A 20,335-nucleotide genomic window follows, 5' to 3' on the forward strand; every position below is an offset into this window, starting at 1 on the left:
ACCACGAATGGACGGAGCGAACCAATGGTGAGCTACAAAGCGCCCCTCGATGACATCCGCTTCTGCCTCTACGACCTGCTCGGCTATGACGATCGCGTCACGACACTGCCAGGGTGCGAGGAGGCCACGCGTGACGTGGTGGACGCCATCCTGGAGGAAGGCGCTCGCTTTTGCGAGAACGAGCTTCTTCCGCTCAACCAAAGCGGCGATAGCGAGGGCTGCCATTTCGATAAGGGTGTTGTACGTACGCCCAAGGGATTCAAGGAGGCGTACGCAGCTTATCGGGTCGCCGGTTGGACCGGCCTTGCCGCCGACCCGATTTATGGCGGGCAAGGCCTGCCCAAAACTCTGGAGTTTCTGGTTCAGGAGTTGATCTGCTCCACCAACATGTCATTCGGTATGTATCCCGGGCTTTCCCACGGCGCCTACAATGCGCTGGAAACCTGGGGAAGCGATGATCTCAAGGCGCGTACCTTGCCACATCTGGCGGATGGTCGTTGGGCGGGGACCATGTGCCTGACCGAGCCCCATTGCGGTACCGACCTAGGTTTGATTCACACTCGGGCGGAGCCCCTGGAAGGTCAGCGGTATGGCATCACGGGCCAAAAAATCTTCATCTCGGCGGGCGAACACGACCTGACCGAGAATATATTGCATCTAGTGCTGGCGAGGCTTCCGGATGCGCCCTCGGGAACCAGGGGTATATCGCTGTTTCTGGTGCCGAAGTTCTTGCTCGGCGAGAGTGGCGACGACCTGGGCCAGCGCAACGGTGTCAGTTGCGGGTCGATCGAGGAAAAAATGGGGATCAAGGCTTCCTCAACCTGCGTCATGAACTTCGATGGCGCTGAAGGCTATCTGGTCGGTGAGCCTCATGGCGGTATGAAAGCCATGTTCACGATGATGAATGCCGCACGCCTCGGCGTTGGGATACAGGGGCTGGGTCTTGCCGAAACCGCCTATCAATCGGCGGTCGCCTATGCGCGCGAACGCCGCCAGGGGCGCTCACTCGCTGGTCCTGCCGAACCGCAGCAGAAGGCCGACCCGATTATCGTACATCCGGACGTACGGAAGAACCTGATGACGATGAGAGCGCTGAACGAGGGCAGCCGCGCCTTGGCAATCTGGGTGGGCATGGAACTGGATGTGGCCGAGCGACACCCGGACATGACGCGCCGTCAGGAGGCCGATGACTTTGTCGCGCTGATGACGCCGGTCATCAAGGCGTTTTGCACCGACCATGGGTTCGATGCCGCCACTCGGGCACAGCAAATCTATGGCGGACACGGCTACATCAAGGAGCAAGGTATCGAGCAATTGGTGCGCGACGCCAGAATCACACAGATCTATGAGGGTACCAACGGCATCCAGGCGCTGGATCTGGTCGGCCGTAAACTGGGCCAGAACATGGGTCGGCTTTTGCGGCGTTTTTTCCACCCTGTTCACGGTTTCATAGAAGAAAATCAGACGGACCCTACCCTGGCGATTTATGTGTTGCCTCTTGCCAAGGCCTTCAGTCGTTTGCAGCAGGCGACGGCCTGGGTCGCTCAGCAAGGCCTTCGCGATCCCGAAGAGGCGGGCGCGGCGGCCAGCGACTACTTGCGGCTTTTCGCGCTTGTGGCGCTGGCTTACGTTTGGGCCCGCACAGCCAAGCTTTGCTTGGCCAAACAGGAAGGTGACAGTGGCGGATTTTATCGGGCGAAGATCAACACCGCGGATTTCTATATGGCACGGATACTGCCGGAGTCGAACGCTCTGTTTCAGCAGATCATGGCGGGTAAGAAGCCCCTGATGGCCATGGCGGCCGATGACTTCTAGAACCGGCTGAAGGATCAATGTGAATGAACCTGGTGTTCAGGCTTTTCTGGGTTCTGATGGCGGCGAGGTTCCGCAAGCCCCTTGGCTTGTTCGAGCCCTCGGTGCTGCGGTTGCGTGTCTGGCTCAACGACCTCGATTTCAACCGGCATATGAACAATGGCCGCTACCTGACGGTGATGGACCTGGGGCGTCTGGACATGATGGCCCGTATGGGAACGCTGGGCGGTTTCCGCAAGCGTCGCTGGATGCCGGTGGTGGCTGCACAGACCATCTCCTTCAAACGCTCCTTGACCCCGCTTGAGCGCTACGAACTCACGACCCGCCTGCTCTGTTGGGACGAGCGTTTCTTGTATCTGGAGCAGGTCTTTGCAAAGGCTAACGGCAAGGTCGCTGCGCGGGCCTTGGTGCGGGCGGCGATCATCAGTAAAACGCGTAGCGTCAAGACCGAGGAGCTTTTCGTAGCATTGGGCATCAAAAAGCGGAAATCTCCACCGATCCCACCGGGCATAAAGGCTTGGGCATTGGCGGCCGAGTGGATGGACGATCCGCATAGTGAGCACCCGTCGTTAAATGCCGAATCGCCTTTGACCGAAACGCCGGCGCTGGCCAAGGCGCACCGCAAGGCTGAGAAGAAGGCCCGGAAGAAAGCCGACAAGCGGGCGACAAGGGGCACGGAAGAGGACGAACAGGCCGTTTCCTAGAAAACAGGTCATTCGGACTCCTTAGCCTTTTCCAACTTCATATCCTCGACCGCTTTGCGGTTGGCGGTCGCGGCGGCACGACGTTTGCGCCTTGCCGCGACCTTTCGAGGGGGCTCCGGCTTACAGTCCGGATCCTGCAACGCCTCCAGCAGCTTTTCGCGAATTCGCTTCAACCTAGTTTCGTCGGTGATCTTGCTGCCAAGGGCGTCGCGTAGGTAGAAAGCATCGACGACGCTTTCGCCGTAGGTCGAAATAAGGGCGCTGTGAATGACCAGCCCCAGCTTGGAAAGCGCAAGCGTTACCTGGAACAGCAATCCCGGGCGATCGCGCCCGTTGATCTCGACAACCGTGTGGCCTGCGCTGGCACCGTTGTCGATCAGCACGCGGGGTCGGACCTTGAAGACCTTGAGGCGGCTGGGGAGTACACTCTGCCGTTTCTTGAGTTCCGTCAGGGGTCTCATCTTGCCACCCAGCGAGCGCTCGATAGCCGCCGAGAGACGTGCGCGCTGATCCGGACGCTCAAAGGGTTCGCCGTTCGCCCCATGAATCCAGAAAATGTCCAAAGCCATGCCGTTGGAGAGCGTAAAGATACGCGCGGCCTCGATCGAAGCCCCGGCCACGGCCATAGCGCCCGCGATGCGGCTGAACAGGCCGGGATGATCCGCGGTATAAACCGTGACCTCGGTCGTTTCCCGGTAGCGGTCGATTCGCGTATCGACGGTCAGGGGGCGGCCGAACTGCTCAGCCTCGCGCACCAGGCGCGCGTGGTGGAGATGGGTGGACGTGTCGCATGACAGCCAGTAGGACGGGTATCCGCGCCGAAGGTGTTTTTCGATTTCCGCCGGTTCCCAGTCGGTAAGGCCCTCGCGCAGCGCCTGCTGGGCAACCTCGATACGGGCTTCCCGGCCTTCGGTCAGGAAGCCGCCGGCAAGGACCTCCTCGGTCAACCAATAAAGGTCGCGTAACAAGGCCGCTTTCCAGGCCGTCCATGTGCCCGGGCCGACAGCGCGGATATCGACAACCGTCAGGATCAAGAGCAGCCGCAAGCGCTCCAGGGATTGCACCTGGTCGGCAAAGTCCCGGATCGTTTTGGCGTCGCTGATGTCGCGTCTGAAAGCGGTTTCGCTCATCAGCAGGTGCCAACGAACCAGCCAGGCGACCGTTTCCGTCTCCTCTTCGTTCAAGCCCAGACGCGGACATAGTTTCAAGGCGACTTCGGCGCCTAACTCCGAATGGTCGCCGGGGCGCCCCTTGGCGATGTCATGCAGCAGCACGGCGCAATAAAGAACGCGGCGCGAAAGGACTTTGTGGATCACTTCGCTGGCTATGGGCACCTCTTCTTTCAGGTGGCCTTGCTCGACCGCATGTAGAATGCCGATCGCAAAGATCGTGTGCTCATCGACCGTGTAGTGGTGGTACATGTTGTACTGCATCTGGGCTACTACACGGCCGAAATCCGGAACGAAACGGCCGAACACGCCAGCCTCGTTGAGGCGCCTCAAGGTTGTTTCCGGACCTTTCTTGCTGGTCAGCATTTCCAGGAACAGGCCGTTGGCCTCGGGATCCTTCCGCAGGTCCCGATCTATCAGTTTTAGGTTGCGCGTCACCCAGTGCAAAGTCTGCGGGTGGATATCCAGATCATGCTGTTGGGCGACGTGAAAGATGCGCAGCAGATTGCAAGGATCCTTGATGAAGGTCTCCGGGCCGGCCGCGCTCAATCGGTCGCCGTCGATGGTAAAACCGCCAACCGACCGGCGGCGGCCCAAGGGCAGCAAGCGGAATCGCGAGCGCCGATTGTGCTGGGCCTCGAGCGCTGCGCAGAAGATGCGCGTCAGGTCGCCGACGTCCTTGGCCACCAAAAAGTAATGCTTCATCAAACGCTCGACCGCCTGGGTGCCGGCGTGCGCCACATAGCCCATGGCCTCCGCGATGATGGTCTGAAAGTCGAAGGTCAGACGCTCTTCGGCGCGCCCGGTCTGGTAGTGAAGCTGGCAGCGCAATGTCCAGAGAAACTCTTGCGCTTTCTCAAAACTACGGACTTCGGCGCGGGTGAAAACACCTTTGTCGATCAGGCTTGGAATCTCATCGACACGGTAGACATCCTTGGCAATCCAGAAAAGCGTGTGTAGGTCGCGCAACCCCCCTTTGCCGTCTTTGATGTTGGGTTCGAGAATATAGCGCGATGAACCGTGTTTCTTGTGGCGCTGATCGCGTTCGCCGAGCTTGGCTTCGATGAAGCGGGCTGGGTCCTTCCCCCGAATCTCGCCCTGATAGCGGGTCTTCAACTCCTTGTAGAGATCCTGGTCGCCCCATAGATAGCGCATTTCGAGAAGCGTTGTCCGGATGGTCAGATCGGCGCGCGCCTGGCGCAGGCTATCGTCGACCGATCGCGCTGCCTGCCCGACCTTCAGCCCCAAGTCCCACAAAAAGTACAGGAGTTCCTCGATTACCTGTTCGGTGCGCGCGGTCAGCTTGTAGGAATAGAGGAACAGCAAATCGATATCCGACCCAGGCGCAAGCTCGCCTCTGCCATAGCCGCCGGTAGCGATCAAAGCCAGGCGCTCGCCTGCCGAAGGGTTGGGGAGCGGATACAAGCGCTGCGTTACGTGGTCGTAAAGAAGCCGCAACAACTGATCGATCAAAAAGCAGTTTGCCCGGACGGTGGCGTGGCCGGTCTCGCCTTCTTCCAGGAAGCGTCGACGAACTTCACCGCGCCCCTGATCAAGGGACCCGCGCAGGAGGCTGAGGACCTGAGCGCGCGCTTCGCCTGCCGGCAGTCCGGATTCGTAAATCTCCTTGAGGCGTGTCTCGAGGACGGCGCGGTTAATGATAGCCCGCCGACCTTTGACCTCTTTGAGCTGCGCGCTGTCAAGAAGGCTTACGTCCATTTGGTCTCCCTTACCGCAACCACTGGAGTGAGCAGCGGACCTGCCAGAATAACACCCAAAGTCCTAGTCTTTCAAAAGGCTGCGCAACTCGTAAAGCAGTTCCAGAGCCTCGCGCGGCGTCAGGGCATCCGGATCGCAGGCGGCAAGCCGGGCTTCCAAATCTGATGGGCCGGACTCCGATACCGCCGGGCGAGGCGCCGCCTTGGCGGCGAAGAGCGGCAGGTCGTCGGCTAGTCGGGCCAGGTTCCCGGCCTGCTCCCCTTGTTCGAGCATCTTCAGGACCTCCTCCGCGCGGGCGATGACGGCGGGCGGCAAGCCCGCCAACTTGCCGACATGGATTCCATAGGACCGATCGGCCGTGCCGGCCGTGACCTCGTGCAAGAAAACGACATCGCCCTCCCACTCTTTCACGCGCATGGAATGGCAAGACAAGGCGCTGAGCCGTGCGGTTAGCGCGGTCAGCTCGTGATAGTGGGTGGCAAAGAGCGCCCGGCAGCGGTTGACTTCGTGCAGATGCTCTACCGCCGCCCAGGCGATGGAAAGGCCGTCGAATGTCGCGGTGCCGCGACCGATTTCGTCCAGGATGACCAGCGAACGCTCACTGGCCTGATTGAGGATGGCGGCGGTCTCGACCATCTCCACCATGAAGGTCGAGCGTCCGCGCGCCAGATCATCAGCGGCGCCTACGCGGCTAAACAGCCTGTCAACCAAGCCGAGTCTGCAGGAATCCGCGGGAACAAAGGAGCCGGTCTGAGCCATCAGGGCGATCAGAGCGTTCTGGCGCAGGAACGTGGATTTTCCCGCCATGTTGGGGCCGGTCACCAACCAGAGGCGACCGGCTTCGCCAAGATCGCAGTCATTGGCTACGAAGCGCCCGCCTTGGCTGCTGCGAAGCGCGGCTTCTACCACCGGATGGCGGCCGCCCTTGACGTCGAACACGCGCGACTCTTCGATTTGCGGCCGACACCAGCTCTCCTGTATCGCGATCTCGGCCAGGCCGGCCGTGACATCCAGCTCGGCGAGGGCGGCCGCGGTCTCCGCCAGGGGATCGAGCCGTGCACGCACCTGTTCGGCCAACTCTTCAAAAAGCTCCAGCTCCAAGGCCAGGGCTTTGTCCCCGGCGCTGGCGATCTTTTGCTCCAGTTCGTTCAACTCAACGGTCGTGTAACGCACTGCGCTGGCCAGGGTCTGGCGGTGAATGAAGCCGGACTCGGGATCGCTCGGCATTTTTTCTGCCTGGGCTGCCGACACCTCGATGTAATAACCCAGCACATTGTTGTGGCGAATCTTTAGGCTCGCGATGCCGGTTTTCTCGACGTAGCCGCTTTGCAATCCGGCGATCAGCCGCCGACTTTCATCACGCAATCCGCGGAGTTCGTCGAGCTGAGGGGCGTACTGCGCCGCAATGAAACCGCCGTCTCGGGCCAGCAAGGGCAGGTCGGGCGCCAGGGCGCGCTCCAGACGATCAACCAATTCGTCCTGGCCGCCCAGCTTACGGGCCGCCGCGACGATAATCGCGGGCGCGGACCTCAGACGGCTGTCTGCGAGCAGGGCGCGTATGGCCTGACCCTGGTTGAGCGCATCCCTGACACCTGCCAAGTCCCGTGGCCCACCGCGTTGCAGGGATATGCGCGATAGGGCGCGCTCCAAATCGGGGCAAGCCTTGAGCGCTTCCCGAAGATCTGCCCGCAAGCTTTCCTCGGTTGTCAAAAAATCGACAGCGTCCAGGCGGCTTTCGATGGCCGCGCTTTCGGCTAAAGGGGCCGCCAGCCGGCCAGCAAGAAGTCGGGCGCCGGCGCCTGTTACGGTCCGGTCTATTGTCGCCAGCAACGAGCCTTTTCGGCCGCCGCCCAGCGTTTCCGTCAACTCAAGGTTCCGCCGCGTCGCCGTATCGATCACCATACGGCTGCCTTTGAGGAACGGGCGAGGCGGCATCAGGCGAGGCAGACGACCCTTCTGAGTCAGGGTTAGATAGTCGACTAAAGCGCCGCAAGCGGCGACTTCGGCGCGCCGGAAACTACCGAAAGCGTCCAGCGATCCGACGTCATAGAGTTTTTTGAGTCGCGCTTCGGCATTGGCGCTGTCGAAGCGAGGCGAGGGAAGCGGCACGAGGATATCACGCCAATCGGCCAGCTTTTCCGAAAGCTCCGGCTGTTCAAGCAGACGGTCAGGCAGCAAAACTTCCCGCGGCGCCACCCGCGCCAGCGACGAACCCAGATCGCCGGCGGCCAAGGCCTCGACTTCGAACGCGCCGGTCGAGATATCAAGCCAGGCGAAAGCCAGCTCGCCGCCGACCTGCGTGAGCGCCGCCAGATAGTGATTGGCGCGGGCTTCTAAAAGCGCATCCTCCGTGATTGTACCCGGCGTGATGATTCGGACCACGTCGCGGGCTACGACGGACTTGCTGCCGCGCTTCTTGGCTTCTGCCGGGTCTTCCATCTGCTCGCATACAGCAACGCGGAATCCCTGCCGAATCAGACGCGATAGGTAACTTTCATGAGAATGGACCGGTACGCCGCACATGGGAATCTCCTCGCCCAGGTGCTGGCCCCGCTTGGTCAGCGTGATGTCGAGCGCTTCGGCCGCAGCGACGGCATCATCGAAGAATAGCTCATAGAAATCGCCCATTCGGTAGAACAGGAGACAGTCCTGATGAGATTCCTTTATGCTGAGATACTGCGCCATCATCGGCGTCATCGCGGAGGCGCTTGCGGTACTTTGCTTGCTCTTTGCGCTATCTGGCACGGGGCATGTCTCTGTCGTCTTGAGGTCGCGAGGCGAGACCCTAGCACATGGCAGCCCCCCGTCCTATGGGTCAACAACGTGGCTTGGCGAGTACGGCTTCGGGTCCTAGGATAGCGCCCCTAATCCATCGAAGACCAACGAGGAAACGACAGGCATGTCAGAAGAAAAAAGTAAGACGCTTTACGAGGATGCTATCCGGTTTCATGCGCAAGGCCGCCCGGGAAAGCTCGAAATCACGGCGTCTAAGCCCCTGACAACACAGCGGGAACTGTCGCTTGCTTATTCGCCCGGCGTTGCCGCGCCTTGCTTGAAGATCCAGGAAGATCCCGGGAGCGCCTATGATCTCACCGCCAAGGGAAACCTTGTGGCGGTGGTGTCCAACGGTACGGCCGTGTTGGGTTTAGGCGATCTAGGCGCGCTGGCCTCCAAGCCGGTAATGGAGGGAAAGGCGGTTCTTTTCAAGCGCTTTGCCGATATCGACGCCATCGATCTTTGCGTCGATACGCGTGATGTGGACGAGCTGATCAATTGCGTCCGGTTCCTGGGCCCATCCTTTGGCGGCATCAATCTTGAAGACATCAAAGCGCCGGAGTGTTTCATCATTGAAGAGCGCCTGAAGGAGCTGCTTGATATTCCTGTCTTCCATGATGATCAGCATGGGACGGCAATCATTGCCGCGGCCGGGCTCATCAACGCCTTGCACCTGACCGATCGCGATATCAAGACAACCAAGATGGTCATCAACGGCGCCGGGTCGGCGGGAATCGCCTGCGCGGAGATCGTCAAGGCCATGGGCATTCCGGCGAACAACGTCCTGCTTTGCGATACGCGCGGCGTCATTTATCACGGCCGCCAGGAAGGCATGAACCAATGGAAATCTGCTCATTCGGCGGAATCTGATCGGCGGAGCCTGGCCGAGGCGCTGGAGGGCGCGGACGTTTTCTTTGGCGTGTCGGCGAAAGGGGCCGTGACGCAGGATATGATCCGGTCGATGGCGGATCAGCCTATCATTTTCCCGATGGCTAACCCGGATCCCGAAATTCTGCCGGAGGAAATCCTGGCGGTTCGCGAGGATGCGATTATTGCCACGGGCCGATCTGACTATCCGAACCAGATCAACAACGTGCTGGGCTTTCCCTATATTTTCCGGGGGGCGCTGGATGTTCGGGCGCGGACCATCAACATGGAGATGAAGATCGCCGCGGCGGAAGCCTTGGCGGCGCTCGCGCGCGAGGATGTGCCTGACGAGGTAGATGCCGCCTATTCCGGCCGCCGTTTGCGGTACGGGCGCGATTACATTATCCCCACACCCTTCGATCCGCGTCTGATTGTGGCCATCCCGCGCGCAGTTGCACAGGCCGCCATCAAGACGGGCGTCGCCGGCAAGCCGCCCAAGCATATGCGCGACTACGAGCGCCAACTTACCGCGCGTCTCGATCCCACGGCTGCGGCTCTACAGAAGATATTTGACCAGGTCCGCGACTATCCGCAGCGGGTCTGTTTTGCGGAGGGAGAGGAAGAGCGCGTCATTCGCGCCGCCATCGCCTTTCAGCAAGCCGGCTATGGGCATCCGGTGTTGATTGGCCGCGAACATCGCATTCGGGAGACGATGAAGAGCATCGGCGTTTCGGCCGAACACCTGGAGATTCACAACGCCCGTTTGTCTGAAAACAATGAGCGCTATACCGATTACCTCTATGGACGGCATCAGCGCGAAGGGCTGCTCTATCGTGATTGTCAGCGGATGGTGAACCAGGATCGCAACGTGTTTGGCGCTTGCATGCTGGCCAATGGCGAGGTCGATGCGTTGGTCACCGGGCTCACGCGGTCCTTCGGTATCTCCTTTCAGGATGTGCAGAAGGCCTTGGATCCGAAGCCCGGCAACATCGTGTTTGGACTGTCCATTGTTGTGCAGCGTGGGCGCACGGTCTTCATCGGGGACACCTCGGTGCATGAACTGCCGGAACCGCAAGAGCTTGCCGACATCGCAATTCAAAGCGCTCACCAGGCCCGCTTGCTCGGTCATGAACCCCGCGTTGCGTTCTTGTCCTTCTCCAACTTCGGCCAGCCGATGCGCGAGAAAGCCAAGCGCATCCGAGACACGGTGGCCTTACTGGACGCCAAGCGAGTCGACTTTGAGTACGACGGCGAGATGCAGGCGGATGTTGCGCTGGACTATCAGTTAATGCGCGACCTTTATCCTTTCTGTCGTCTGTCCGGCCCGGCCAACATTCTCATTATGCCGGCCCTGCACTCGGCGAACATTTCCGCCAAGCTGTTGTCGCGTCTGGGCGGCGGTTCGGTAATCGGGCCGTTGCTGATTGGCATGAGCAAGCCAGTTCAGATCGTGCCGATGGGTTCAACCGTCCATGATCTGGTCACGGCTGCAGCGCTCGTGGCGCACGATGCGTTGCAGGCTGATAGCCGGTTGCCCGGGGTTTGACCCCCGGCAACCGGCCGTTCGACAGAGCGTGGTGATTAATTCGGTGCGGTGCCCTTTACGAGCATGGTTTTGAGGGCATAGTCGCCCCCCTTGTTGACGATCAGGATACCGGAAAAAGGATCGCGGAAGCTGCGGTCTTCGACGGAAATCAGTTCCACATCGTCGAGGGCGGCGCGCATGCGGCCAGCCGGGTCTCTGGAGAGGGCTACCTTGAGCGGCTGATCATCCAGGAATCCGCCGGTGAAACTCGCTGTTTCCACAAGGCGAGAGGTTCCACGCGATGAGATAACGAACATTTCCAGGGTGCCGCCTTGGCCGTCGGCCGTTGGGGCGATGGTCAGGCGATAGCCTGCATTTCCGTCTTTCTGGAAGACACCAATTTCAAGTCCGCCCTCCGAGCCGCGCTCCAGCGGCCGCGCGGTCATCACTGTCTCCAGATGGAAGGCATTGGAGACGGCAAGGGTCGCGGAGGCGATGGCGGGGACCGTCGGATCGTCCGCGGGGGCGGCCTGCTGGCCGGTAAGCGCTTGGTTCAAGAGCCCGCCGATGATTTGCCCCACAACCTCGTTGTCCGATTGGGTCGGCTTGCTCAACTCAACACGGGACCTCAGGCCGCGCGACCAGTCCATCTGCATCTTGCCTTGGCGAATCTGCCAGGGTGCCTTCGGCGCGGCCTCGCGGCTGTCGAAGGAATGATCCAGGAGCACAACTGGCCAGGTTTCGCTGTAGCGGGAGATCAGCCCGCGCAGATCTTCGATAAACCACGGGTCGGCCAGCTTCTCTCTTTCGGCTTTATCGACCAGACCTTGCAAGTCCTCAATCATGCTGTCGATCTGCGCCTCGTCGTTGGCGGCGCGGGCCGGGGTACTTACAGCAGTCATCAGGACTAAGGCAACGGCCAGAAGGAATGCGGGCATGGCGTTGCTCCTTTCTCGTTCATTGAGGCGTTTCTCTAGGTATCATCCCACAAAGTCCGTCCGGGCAGAAGGCCGAGCGGGCTTTCATTGAACTGTGATATTCTTCTGCTATCAATCGTCCCAAATCCGCTGCGGGCGGGATGGGTTTGCTTTGGATAGAGGGCGGAGGCATGACTCCGACGCAAAAACAGCGACGGCAAAGGCTGTTGAGGCACTGGCTGGGTACGAGTGCAGTCTTCTCCGCGCCGTTTGTCCTGGCGTCTGCCGCCCTTGTCGTCGCGGGTTCGTTGGCACCTAGCTATGCGGCGGCGACCGCTTTGTTAGCTACCGGAGGCGTGGCGGCGCTTCTTTACCGTCACTTCAGGCATATTGCGGAATTGCAAGACTATGTGGAAGCACTCGGTGCAATGGGATTGCCTGAACGCGGCTCGCCTGGCCAACTTCCGCCGCCGCCTTCGGATCGCGGCGGGAAGCTCTTGGCGACGGGCCTGGCGGACGTAATTGTCGCCGCCAGCGTGGAGCGGCAAAAGCGCCGCGCTGAGCTGCAGGCAGCCCTGAACGGAAATCAGGCCATCCTGTCGAGCTTGCCTGATCCGCTTATCCTGCTGGATGAGGAGCGTCGTGTCGTTCGCATGAATCCGGCGGCCCAGGCGATCTTTGGCGAGCGTCTTCTAAACAGAGATATTTCCAGCCTGCTGCGGAATCCGACACTGACCAATGCAGTGGATCGGGTGTTGGCAGGTGGCGAGGAGCAGGTTGTTACCTTTCCGATCACCGGCAAGATTGATCGTCATATGATCGCGCGCGTGGTCCGCTTGAATGAAGCGAGCCTGGAGGGATCGGTCGTTTTGTTGACCCTTCATGATGTCACCGGCATCAAGCGAGCCGAGCGCATGCGAGCCGATTTTGTTGCCAATGCGAGCCACGAACTTCGTACACCATTGTCCAGTCTGATCGGCTTTCTGGAGACGCTGCGAGGCCCGGCGGCCGATGATGCGGAAGCTCGGGACCGATTTTTGGGGATCATGCATGATCAGGCGGTACGGATGTCGCGCTTGGTTTCCGACCTTATGAGCTTGTCGCGGATCGAAATGGAAGAACATACCCAGCCGACGGCGGCTATCGAGGTTGGCGCCGTGCTCGACGGCATTGTCAATGGTTTGCAGATACGAGCCGGGGAGCGACAGATAACCGTCGAACGCACCTACTCACAGTTGCCTGCGGTTGTCGGGGATACCGAGGCATTGACGCAGATATTCCAGAATCTGATAGAGAACGCCCTCAAGTATGGGCGCAAGGGCAGCCATGTGCGTATTGAAGCATGGCCCGTAAGCGACGGCACAACGCGCCGCGGTCGTCGTCTCGATCAACCGAGCCTAGCGATATCCGTAATCGATCAAGGTGAGGGCATTCCGCGAGAACATCTGCCGCGCTTGACGGAGCGATTCTACCGCGTAGACCCGGCCCGCTCTCGCGAACTGGGCGGCACCGGGCTAGGGCTGGCGATCGTCAAGCACTTGGTGAATCGCCACCGCGGTTTGTTGGAGATAGAGAGCGAGTTGGGGAAGGGAAGCCGCTTTACGGTTTACCTGCCGCTTGCCGGTTCCAATCGAGGAAGTCAGGCGGCGGAATGACTCGATGATACTTCTCTGCGGAAAAGCGCCGGGAAAGTCGCTTTTCTCAGGTCTTGTCACACAATTGTAACAGAAGTGTCGTAAATACTTTGCAGGCAGTGGGTAGGGTCCGCTCACGTTCTCGATGGGTCGAGAGCGGTTGAATGAGAACCTCGTGGAAAGCACTTCCCACAGACATGCGGAGCAAACGCATTATGAAAAAGACTGTAATCTTTTCGGCAGCAGCCGTAGCAGCCGTTCTGGTTGCGCAGGCCGCCGAGGCCCGTGATCGCATCCAGATCGTCGGCTCCTCCACCGTATTCCCCTACACTCAGGCCGTCGCTGAAGAGTTCGCCAACAAGACCGGAATGCAGGCCCCCGTGGTCGAGTCCACCGGTACCGGTGGCGGCATGAAGATCTTCTGCCAGGGCGTCGGCGAAGCGCACCCGGACATCACCGGCGCGTCGCGCGCCATGAAGCAGTCCGAATGGGAGCTTTGCAACAAGAACGGCGTCACCAGCGTCTCCGAGGCCCTGATCGGTTTCGATGGTCTGTCCATCGCCGTTTCCAGAGAAGGCGCAGAGATCGACGTTACCAAAGCTCAGCTCTTCCAGGCGCTGTCCGCGAAGGTCGAGATCGACGGCCAGATTGTGGACAACCCGTACCAGAAGTGGAGCGAAATCGACGCAAGCCTCCCCGACACGAAGATTCAGGTCTTCGGCCCGCCCCCGACGTCGGGTACCCGCGATGCTTTCGTCGAACTGGTTATGGAAGAAGGTTGTGAGACCTTTGCTGCCATTGATGCGCTGCCCAAGGACGAAAAGAAAGCCGTCTGCCAGCGTATGCGCCAGGACGGACCTTTCATCGAAGCCGGCGAGAACGATAACCTGATCGTTCAGCGCCTCGAAGCCGATCCGAATGCGTACGGTATCTTCGGCTATTCGTTCCTCTACGAGAACGAGGACCGGTTGCAGGGCATCAAGGTCGCGGGTGTTTCGCCGACGTTTGACACCATTGCCGATGGATCCTACGGCGTTTCCCGCCCGCTGTTCGTGTACATCAAGAATGCGCACCGCGGCGTGATCCCCGGCCTTGAGGAGTTCGTTGCCGAGTATATGAGCGACGCAGCGTTGGCCTCAGACGGTTACTTGAACGAGCGTGGCTTGGTCGCCCTTTCCGACGAGAAGCGTCAGGCGGTGCAGGAGCAAGTCATTGGCGCAATGGGCATGACCCGTTACACCAACTAATCAACCTGGGAAACTCACGGTCGCCCCTAAAAGGCGGCCGTGAGCGTCTTTTGCAAACGAACCCCGAACCAGCCTGCTCAAGCTTTCGAACAGGCATAAGGAAGCGACCCGTTCAAGATGCTGTCGACCACCTTCATCTTGCTGATTGCGATCTCTCTGGCCAGCTTCATCCTTGGACGGTACCGCATTGTCCGTCTGGCGGCCCAAGCCAACGCCGCCGCCCATTCCCTGCCTTCTTACCACGGTAGCTTCGTAGCGCTTTGGATTGGCGTACCCTGCCTGCTGTTCGTTCTGGTCTGGGCGGCGCTCGAGCCTGTTATCCTGGACGCCGCCCTGCTCGCTTCACTTCCGCCGGAGCAACTGCAAGGCTTGTTGCAGGGCGAGGAAAACCTCCTGCTGGCCGAGATACGCTCGGTTTCGCGTGGTCTGGTGTTTGGCGAGCCGGACCCCTTTGTGGTGGAAGCGGCAGCCCGGCTGAACGCGTGGAAAGCCGTTGCCTCCTGGTCGATGCTAGCGGCCTCTCTCGGCCTTGCTGCCGCCATCCTGTTCGTCAGCTACAGACGCATCGCCCTTCATTTCCGCGCGCGTCAGGCCGTGGAGAGAATATTATCCGGACTGATGGTAACCTGCTCAGTGTTGGCCATACTTGTGACCTTGGGCATCGTGTCGTCTTTGCTGTTCGAGGCTTTCCGATTCTTTGAACGCGTGCCGGTGAGCGAGTTCCTGTTCGGCCTCAATTGGGAACCGCAGATTCCCATCCGTGCCGATCAGGTTGCCGGATCGGGCGCTTTTGGCGCCATCCCGGTTTTCATGGGCACCTTGTTGATTGCCGCGATTGCAATGCTGGTGGCAACGCCGATCGGGCTTTTTGCGGCTATCTATCTGGCGGAGTACGCCAACAGCCGGGTCCGCGCGATCGTGAAACCGATCATGGAAATTCTGGCGGGCATACCGACGGTGGTTTACGGCTTTTTCGCCGTTCTGGTGGTGGCGCCGGCCTTACGCGAGGCTGGAAACTCCCTCGGGCTTGATGTCGCGCCGAACAGCGCCCTGGCGGCCGGATCGGTGATGGGCATCATGATTTTGCCATTCATTTCTTCGTTGTCTGATGACGCGTTAGCCGCAGTGCCGCGATCGCTCCGCGAGGGCTCCTACGCGATGGGCGCCACCAAAGCAGAGACGATCCGCAACGTGCTGCTGCCAGCAGCCCTACCGGGCATCGTCGGCGGTGTTCTGCTCGCGGTCTCACGCGCCATTGGCGAAACCATGATCGTGGTGATGGCGGCGGGCCTGATCGCCACTTTGACGGTTAACCCTGCCGATTCCGTAACGACGGTGACGGTGCAGATCGTCACATTGCTGATTGGCGATACCGAATTTGACAACCCGAAGACGCTGGCCGCTTTTGCGCTCGGATTGCTGCTTTTCGTCATCACGCTGTTCTTGAATGTGTTGGCGTTGAAGATCGTCCAGAAATACAGGGAAAAGTACGACTGATGGCCTCAATGCAATCACCCCAAACAGCGAAGTTCGATTGGTTTGGCAAGGCCCAGGAAGCCCGTCGCCGACGCCGTCACGCGGCGGATCGACGCTTGCAGTTCTATGGAATCGCGGCCATTGGCACGGCGATTTTGCTTCTGGGCGTTCTGCTGGTATCTCTGATGATGAATGGCTCGCCCGCCTTTACTCAAAGCCACGTCACCTTCCAGGTGTTTGTCGACCCGGCAAAGGTCGAGGCCGAAGACCCGGGCTCAGGCGATTTCCGGGGTATTGTTCGTCGCGGCTTCGAGGGGTTGGTTTCCCAAGAACTCTCGCGTCGTGATGGCCGGGACTTTCACGACATGCTGAGTCGGGGCGCTCAGTACATGCTTCGCGATACGGTCGTGGAGAATCCGCGATTGATCGGCCAGACGATAACGGTCACCTACCCCTTTGCCGATCCGATGGATCAGCTCCACAAGGGTCTGATCGACCGCGATACACCGGAGAGCCAGCGCCGCGTCTCCGACAAGCAGATTGCCTGGTATGACGAGATGGCCGCTTCCGGCGCCATATCCAAGCCCTTCAACTGGGCGCTGTTCTTCAATGCGGACAGTCGCTTCCCGGAACTGGCGGGGCTGGCGGGCGCCTTGGTGGGCTCCTTTTACGCGCTCATGGTTTGTTTTCTCATATCCTTTCCGGTTGGCGTGGCCGCCGCTGTCTATCTGGAGGAGTTTGCGCCTAGAAACCGGGCGACGGACTTGATTGAGGTGAACATCAACAACCTGGCCGCGGTGCCGTCCGTCGTCTTCGGGTTGCTCGGTCTTGCGGTGTTCTTGAATTTCTTCGGTTTGCCGCGCTCGTCGCCGCTGGTTGGTGGCATGGTTCTTTCGTTGATGACATTGCCGACGATGATCATCGTGACCAGGGCGGCGCTCAAGGCGGTGCCTCCCTCGATCCGGGAGGCGGCGTTGGGTGTGGGTGCCTCGCGCCACCAGGTTGTCATGCACCACGTATTGCCGCTTGCCATCCCGGGCATTCTGACCGGCACTATCATCGGTCTTGCGCAAGCTTTGGGTGAGACGGCGCCCCTGTTGTTGATCGGCATGAATGCCTTCATCACCTCGGCACCGGGCGGCATCACCGAACCTGCGACCGCACTGCCAACGCAAGTGTTCATCTGGGCGGACAGCCCAGAGCGAGGCTTCGTTTCACGAACCTCTGCGGCGATCTTGGTGTTGATCGGATTTCTCATCGTAATGAATGGCGTGGCGGTGTTTCTACGTCAGCGTCTGGAACGAAAATGGTAGGAGAGCAACAGATGGCCCAGCCGGAGCAGGTCGCCGAGATCGCGCAGGAAGAATTACCGGCTTCCAAAGGCGTTGGTGAAGCACCGCTTGCCAATCCCGCGAAGCCGAAGATGGTGACGCGGGACGTGAATGTTCACTATGGCGAGAAGCATGCGCTGCGCGGCGTCAATCTCGACATAAACGCCAACCAGGTGACTGCCCTGATCGGGCCGTCCGGCTGTGGCAAGTCCACCTATCTTCGCTGCTTGAACCGTATGAACGATGTGATCGACGGGTGTCGCGTGACGGGCGAACTGCATCTGGACAACGAAGATATCTACGATCCCAGGTTGGACGTGGTACAGCTGCGCGCGCGCGTCGGTATGGTATTTCAGAAACCGAACCCTTTCCCGAAGTCGATCTTCGACAATATCGCCTATGGACCGCGCATACATGGGATCGGACGCAACCGGACCGACGTCGAGGAGATTGTCGAATCCAGTCTGCGCAAGGCCGGGCTTTGGGAGGAAGTGAAGGATCGGCTTGATGGGCCGGGCACGGGTCTTTCCGGCGGCCAGCAGCAGCGCCTGTGTATCGCCCGGGCCATAGCGGTTAGCCCCGAGGTGATCCTGATGGACGAACCCTGTTCGGCTCTTGATCCCATAGCGACTGCGCGGATCGAGGAGTTGATCGACGACCTGCGCCGCAACTTTACAATCGTCATAGTCACACATTCGATGCAACAGGCCGCGCGCGTGTCGCAGCGCACGGCGTTTTTCCATCTGGGCGAGTTAGTCGAGGAAGGTGACACCGACGCTGTGTTTACCGTTCCGAAGGACAAACGCACTCAAGGATACATCACGGGCCGGTTTGGCTGATCAAAGATAGACTTGGTAGGGCCGAACCAGCAGAGGCGGGAGAAGAACATGGGAACGGGCAACGAGCACAAGGATCATATCGTCAGGTCTTTCGACGAGCAGTTGGATCTGCTGACGCAGTCGATCGTGCGGATGGGCGGGATAGCCGAAAGCCAGCTTTCGCTATCGATTCAGGCGCTGGTGAGGCGTGACTCCGACCTGGCCGGGAAAGTGGTCGCAAACGACGCCGAACTGGACAGACTGGAGCACCAGGTCGACGAAATGGTGGTCCGGCTGCTGGCGCTTCGCCAGCCAATGGCTATCGACCTTCGCGATGTAATCTCCGCCCTGAAAATTTCCTCCGACGCGGAACGGATCGGCGACTACATCCGGAATATCGCCAAACGCACACTGGCGCTCAACCAACTGCCGCCAATCAAACCGCTGTACGCGATCCCGCGTATGGCGCAGCTTGTCGAAACCTCCATCAAGGATGTGTTCGATGCCTATGTGGAACGCGATGTCGAGCGCGCGGCGGAGGTGTGGCGACGGGACGAAGAAGTGGACGAGATGTACACCAGCCTGTTCCGCGAACTTCTCACCTACATGATGGAAGACCCTCGCTCAATCACGACCTGTACACACCTGCTGTTCATCGCCAAGAATATCGAACGTATCGGCGATCATGCGACTAACATCGCCGAGGTCGTGACTTTTCTGGTGACAGGCAAGCATCTGACCGAAGGGCGCCCCAAAGGCGATACCACGAGCTACACTGTATTCACGCAAGACAGCCAGGAGGCGGAGGGTGGGAACCACGATGCTTGAACGGAACGCTTCGCAGGCCGTCAAACCGCTGGTGCTCATCGTTGAGGACGAAGACGCCTTGGTGACATTGCTGCGCTACAACCTGGAGCGCGAGGGATACCGAACGGCGGCGGCCCGTGACGGTGAAGAAGCCTTGGTTATGGTCAAGGAGGAAACGCCGGATATCATTCTGCTCGACTGGATGTTGCCCCTGACATCGGGCATCGAAGTGTGCCGCCAACTCCGTCGCAGGCCGGATACCAAAGATGTGCCCGTGGTGATGCTGACGGCGCGTGGCGAAGAGGGCGACAAGGTTCGCGGGCTCAACAGCGGCGCGGACGATTATATTACCAAACCGTTCTCCCCTGCGGAGCTGGTCGCCCGATTGCGGGCGGTCATGCGTCGGGCGCAGCCGGCCTTGGCGGCGGATACTCTTGAGTTCGAAGACATGATCATGGATCTCGTTGCGCATAGGGTCCGGCGTGGAAGCCGCAACGTTCATCTCGGCCCGACCGAGTATCGGCTCTTGCGCCATCTGTTGCAGCACCCGGGGCGCGTATTTAGCCGGGAGCAGCTTCTCGATGCCGTTTGGGGACACGATGTCTACGTTGAGCCGCGTACGGTGGATGTGCACATCAGGCGTTTGCGCAAGGCATTGAACGAGGGCGACGAGGCCGATTTGATCCGCACGGTCAGGGCGGCGGGCTATGCTCTCGACAAGCCCATGACAGACGGTGACGCGATAGCCATGAAATAGCCGCTTGATTTAGCGGACCTCGCGCCCAAATCGTTAGGGTCTTTATTTGGGAGCGAACGCCGTGAGATCCGTTATGGAAGAATCAAAGGTAATTCAGTTGGAAGGCGTTCGTTTGACCCTGTCGGCGGCCTCCGGCCCGGTGGAGATATTGCGCGGGCTCGACCTCGAAATCGAGGCCGGCGAAACGGTGAGCATCGTGGGGCCGTCCGGGTCCGGCAAGTCCTCCATGATGATGTTGATCGCTGGGCTGGAGCGGGCAACTGCGGGCCGAGTTCAAATCGATGGAACCGATTTGACGAATCTCAATGAAGACGCGCTCGCGCGCTTTCGCCGTGATCGTATCGGCATCGTTTTCCAGGATTTTCACCTGATTCCAACGATGAACGCCCTGGAGAATGTCGCGGTGCCCCTCGAGTTCGCGGCAGCACCTGACCCTTTTGCGCGCGCAGCCGAGGTATTGGAGCAAGTTGGGCTCGGTCAGCGCCTTACACATTTCCCCTGGCAGCTTTCCGGCGGTGAGCAGCAGCGTGTAGCTCTGGCGCGCGCGTTTGCCTCAGGCCCGCGACTGCTGTTGGCCGACGAGCCAACAGGCAATCTGGACGGCGAGACGGGGCGTCAGGTGATAGAGCTGCTTTTCACTTTGCAACGCGAGCAAGGCACGACTCTTTTGTTGATCACGCACGATCCTGCCCTCGCCGCGCGCTGTGATCGCCAAGTACGAATCCTGGACGGCCGCATCGAAGCGGACAGCCGTCTGTCGGCGGCGGCTCAGTAAAT

General features: G+C 60.0%; 14 protein-coding genes. 11 read left to right on the forward strand and 3 right to left on the reverse strand.

Going from position 1 to position 20,335, the window contains the following annotated elements:
• Positions 1–24: 24 nt before the first annotated feature.
• Together FHR98_RS01715 and FHR98_RS01720 are read left to right on the forward strand one after the other, a co-directional pair.
• On the forward strand, positions 25–1,815 hold the full coding sequence (locus FHR98_RS01715) for an acyl-CoA dehydrogenase C-terminal domain-containing protein (RefSeq protein ID WP_183414894.1): 1,791 nt from the start codon (positions 25–27) through the stop codon (positions 1,813–1,815).
• A gap of 23 nt (positions 1,816–1,838) precedes the next feature.
• Positions 1,839–2,516 carry a thioesterase family protein gene (locus FHR98_RS01720; RefSeq protein WP_183414895.1) on the forward strand — a complete coding sequence of 226 codons (678 nt, stop codon included), beginning with the start codon at positions 1,839–1,841 and terminating at the stop codon, positions 2,514–2,516.
• Between the two features lie 8 nt (positions 2,517–2,524).
• Here the strand turns inward: FHR98_RS01720 and FHR98_RS01725 are convergent, their stop codons facing one another.
• Both FHR98_RS01725 and mutS read right to left on the reverse strand, forming a co-directional pair.
• Positions 2,525–5,404: a [protein-PII] uridylyltransferase gene (locus tag FHR98_RS01725; RefSeq protein ID WP_183414896.1), complete on the reverse strand. Its 2,880-nt coding sequence runs from the start codon at positions 5,402–5,404 to the stop codon at positions 2,525–2,527.
• Between the two features lie 63 nt (positions 5,405–5,467).
• Complete coding sequence (gene mutS, locus FHR98_RS01730) at positions 5,468–8,092, reverse strand: DNA mismatch repair protein MutS (protein WP_183415176.1); 2,625 nt, start codon at positions 8,090–8,092, stop codon at positions 5,468–5,470.
• Positions 8,093–8,303: 211 nt separating this feature from the next.
• Between mutS and FHR98_RS01735 the strand changes: the two genes are divergently transcribed.
• Positions 8,304–10,592 (forward strand): NADP-dependent malic enzyme, encoded by a 2,289-nt coding sequence (locus tag FHR98_RS01735; protein ID WP_183414897.1) that lies wholly within the window; start codon positions 8,304–8,306, stop codon positions 10,590–10,592.
• A gap of 35 nt (positions 10,593–10,627) precedes the next feature.
• Here the strand turns inward: FHR98_RS01735 and FHR98_RS01740 are convergent, their stop codons facing one another.
• On the reverse strand, positions 10,628–11,509 hold the full coding sequence (locus tag FHR98_RS01740) for a hypothetical protein (protein WP_183414898.1): 882 nt from the start codon (positions 11,507–11,509) through the stop codon (positions 10,628–10,630).
• A gap of 170 nt (positions 11,510–11,679) precedes the next feature.
• On the opposite strand from FHR98_RS01740, the gene FHR98_RS01745 reads away from it, so the two are divergent.
• The 8 genes from FHR98_RS01745 (at position 11,680) to FHR98_RS01780 (ending at position 20,333) form a co-directional block, all read left to right on the forward strand.
• The gene (locus FHR98_RS01745) at positions 11,680–13,143 is read left to right on the forward strand and encodes an ATP-binding protein (protein WP_183414899.1); all 1,464 of its coding nucleotides are present in this window, start codon (positions 11,680–11,682) and stop codon (positions 13,141–13,143) included.
• 194 nt (positions 13,144–13,337) lie between these two features.
• Positions 13,338–14,369 (forward strand): substrate-binding domain-containing protein, encoded by a 1,032-nt coding sequence (locus FHR98_RS01750; protein ID WP_183414900.1) that lies wholly within the window; start codon positions 13,338–13,340, stop codon positions 14,367–14,369.
• A 117-nt stretch (positions 14,370–14,486) separates the two neighbouring features.
• On the forward strand, positions 14,487–15,866 hold the full coding sequence (gene pstC / locus FHR98_RS01755; RefSeq protein WP_183414901.1) for a phosphate ABC transporter permease subunit PstC: 1,380 nt from the start codon (positions 14,487–14,489) through the stop codon (positions 15,864–15,866).
• A complete protein-coding gene (gene pstA, locus FHR98_RS01760; RefSeq protein WP_183414902.1) occupies positions 15,866–17,158 on the forward strand; it encodes a phosphate ABC transporter permease PstA in 1,293 nt (430 codons plus the stop codon). Before pstC ends, pstA begins: the two co-directional genes overlap by 1 nt.
• A 110-nt stretch (positions 17,159–17,268) precedes the next feature.
• On the forward strand, positions 17,269–18,015 hold the full coding sequence (pstB, locus tag FHR98_RS01765; RefSeq protein WP_246377362.1) for a phosphate ABC transporter ATP-binding protein PstB: 747 nt from the start codon (positions 17,269–17,271) through the stop codon (positions 18,013–18,015).
• 48 nt (positions 18,016–18,063) lie between these two features.
• The gene (gene phoU / locus FHR98_RS01770) at positions 18,064–18,822 is read left to right on the forward strand and encodes a phosphate signaling complex protein PhoU (RefSeq protein WP_183414904.1); all 759 of its coding nucleotides are present in this window, start codon (positions 18,064–18,066) and stop codon (positions 18,820–18,822) included.
• A complete protein-coding gene (gene phoB, locus FHR98_RS01775; RefSeq protein ID WP_183414905.1) occupies positions 18,815–19,558 on the forward strand; it encodes a phosphate regulon transcriptional regulator PhoB in 744 nt (247 codons plus the stop codon). The genes phoU and phoB overlap by 8 nt, the downstream gene beginning before the upstream one ends.
• Positions 19,559–19,631: 73 nt before the next feature.
• Positions 19,632–20,333, forward strand: a complete 702-nt coding sequence (locus tag FHR98_RS01780; RefSeq protein WP_183414906.1) for an ABC transporter ATP-binding protein — start codon at positions 19,632–19,634, stop codon at positions 20,331–20,333.
• The last annotated feature ends 2 nt before the right edge of the window (positions 20,334–20,335 follow it).

The organism is Limibacillus halophilus, assembly GCF_014191775.1.
GTDB lineage: Bacteria > Pseudomonadota > Alphaproteobacteria > Kiloniellales > CECT-8803 > Limibacillus > Limibacillus halophilus.

Excerpts from the sequence above, each read along its gene's own strand:
- FHR98_RS01715 (WP_183414894.1), top strand. The coding sequence starts at position 25 with ATGGTGAGCTACAAAGCGCCCCTCGATGACATCCGCTTCTGCCTCTAC.
- FHR98_RS01720 (WP_183414895.1), top strand. The coding sequence starts at position 1,839 with ATGAACCTGGTGTTCAGGCTTTTCTGGGTTCTGATGGCGGCGAGGTTC.
- FHR98_RS01725 (WP_183414896.1), bottom strand. The coding sequence starts at position 5,404 with ATGGACGTAAGCCTTCTTGACAGCGCGCAGCTCAAAGAGGTCAAAGGT.
- mutS (WP_183415176.1), bottom strand. The coding sequence starts at position 8,092 with ATGATGGCGCAGTATCTCAGCATAAAGGAATCTCATCAGGACTGTCTC.
- FHR98_RS01735 (WP_183414897.1), top strand. The coding sequence starts at position 8,304 with ATGTCAGAAGAAAAAAGTAAGACGCTTTACGAGGATGCTATCCGGTTT.
- FHR98_RS01740 (WP_183414898.1), bottom strand. The coding sequence starts at position 11,509 with ATGCCCGCATTCCTTCTGGCCGTTGCCTTAGTCCTGATGACTGCTGTA.
- FHR98_RS01745 (WP_183414899.1), top strand. The coding sequence starts at position 11,680 with ATGACTCCGACGCAAAAACAGCGACGGCAAAGGCTGTTGAGGCACTGG.
- FHR98_RS01750 (WP_183414900.1), top strand. The coding sequence starts at position 13,338 with ATGAAAAAGACTGTAATCTTTTCGGCAGCAGCCGTAGCAGCCGTTCTG.
- pstC (WP_183414901.1), top strand. The coding sequence starts at position 14,487 with ATGCTGTCGACCACCTTCATCTTGCTGATTGCGATCTCTCTGGCCAGC.
- pstA (WP_183414902.1), top strand. The coding sequence starts at position 15,866 with ATGGCCTCAATGCAATCACCCCAAACAGCGAAGTTCGATTGGTTTGGC.
- pstB (WP_246377362.1), top strand. The coding sequence starts at position 17,269 with ATGGTGACGCGGGACGTGAATGTTCACTATGGCGAGAAGCATGCGCTG.
- phoU (WP_183414904.1), top strand. The coding sequence starts at position 18,064 with ATGGGAACGGGCAACGAGCACAAGGATCATATCGTCAGGTCTTTCGAC.
- phoB (WP_183414905.1), top strand. The coding sequence starts at position 18,815 with ATGCTTGAACGGAACGCTTCGCAGGCCGTCAAACCGCTGGTGCTCATC.
- FHR98_RS01780 (WP_183414906.1), top strand. The coding sequence starts at position 19,632 with ATGGAAGAATCAAAGGTAATTCAGTTGGAAGGCGTTCGTTTGACCCTG.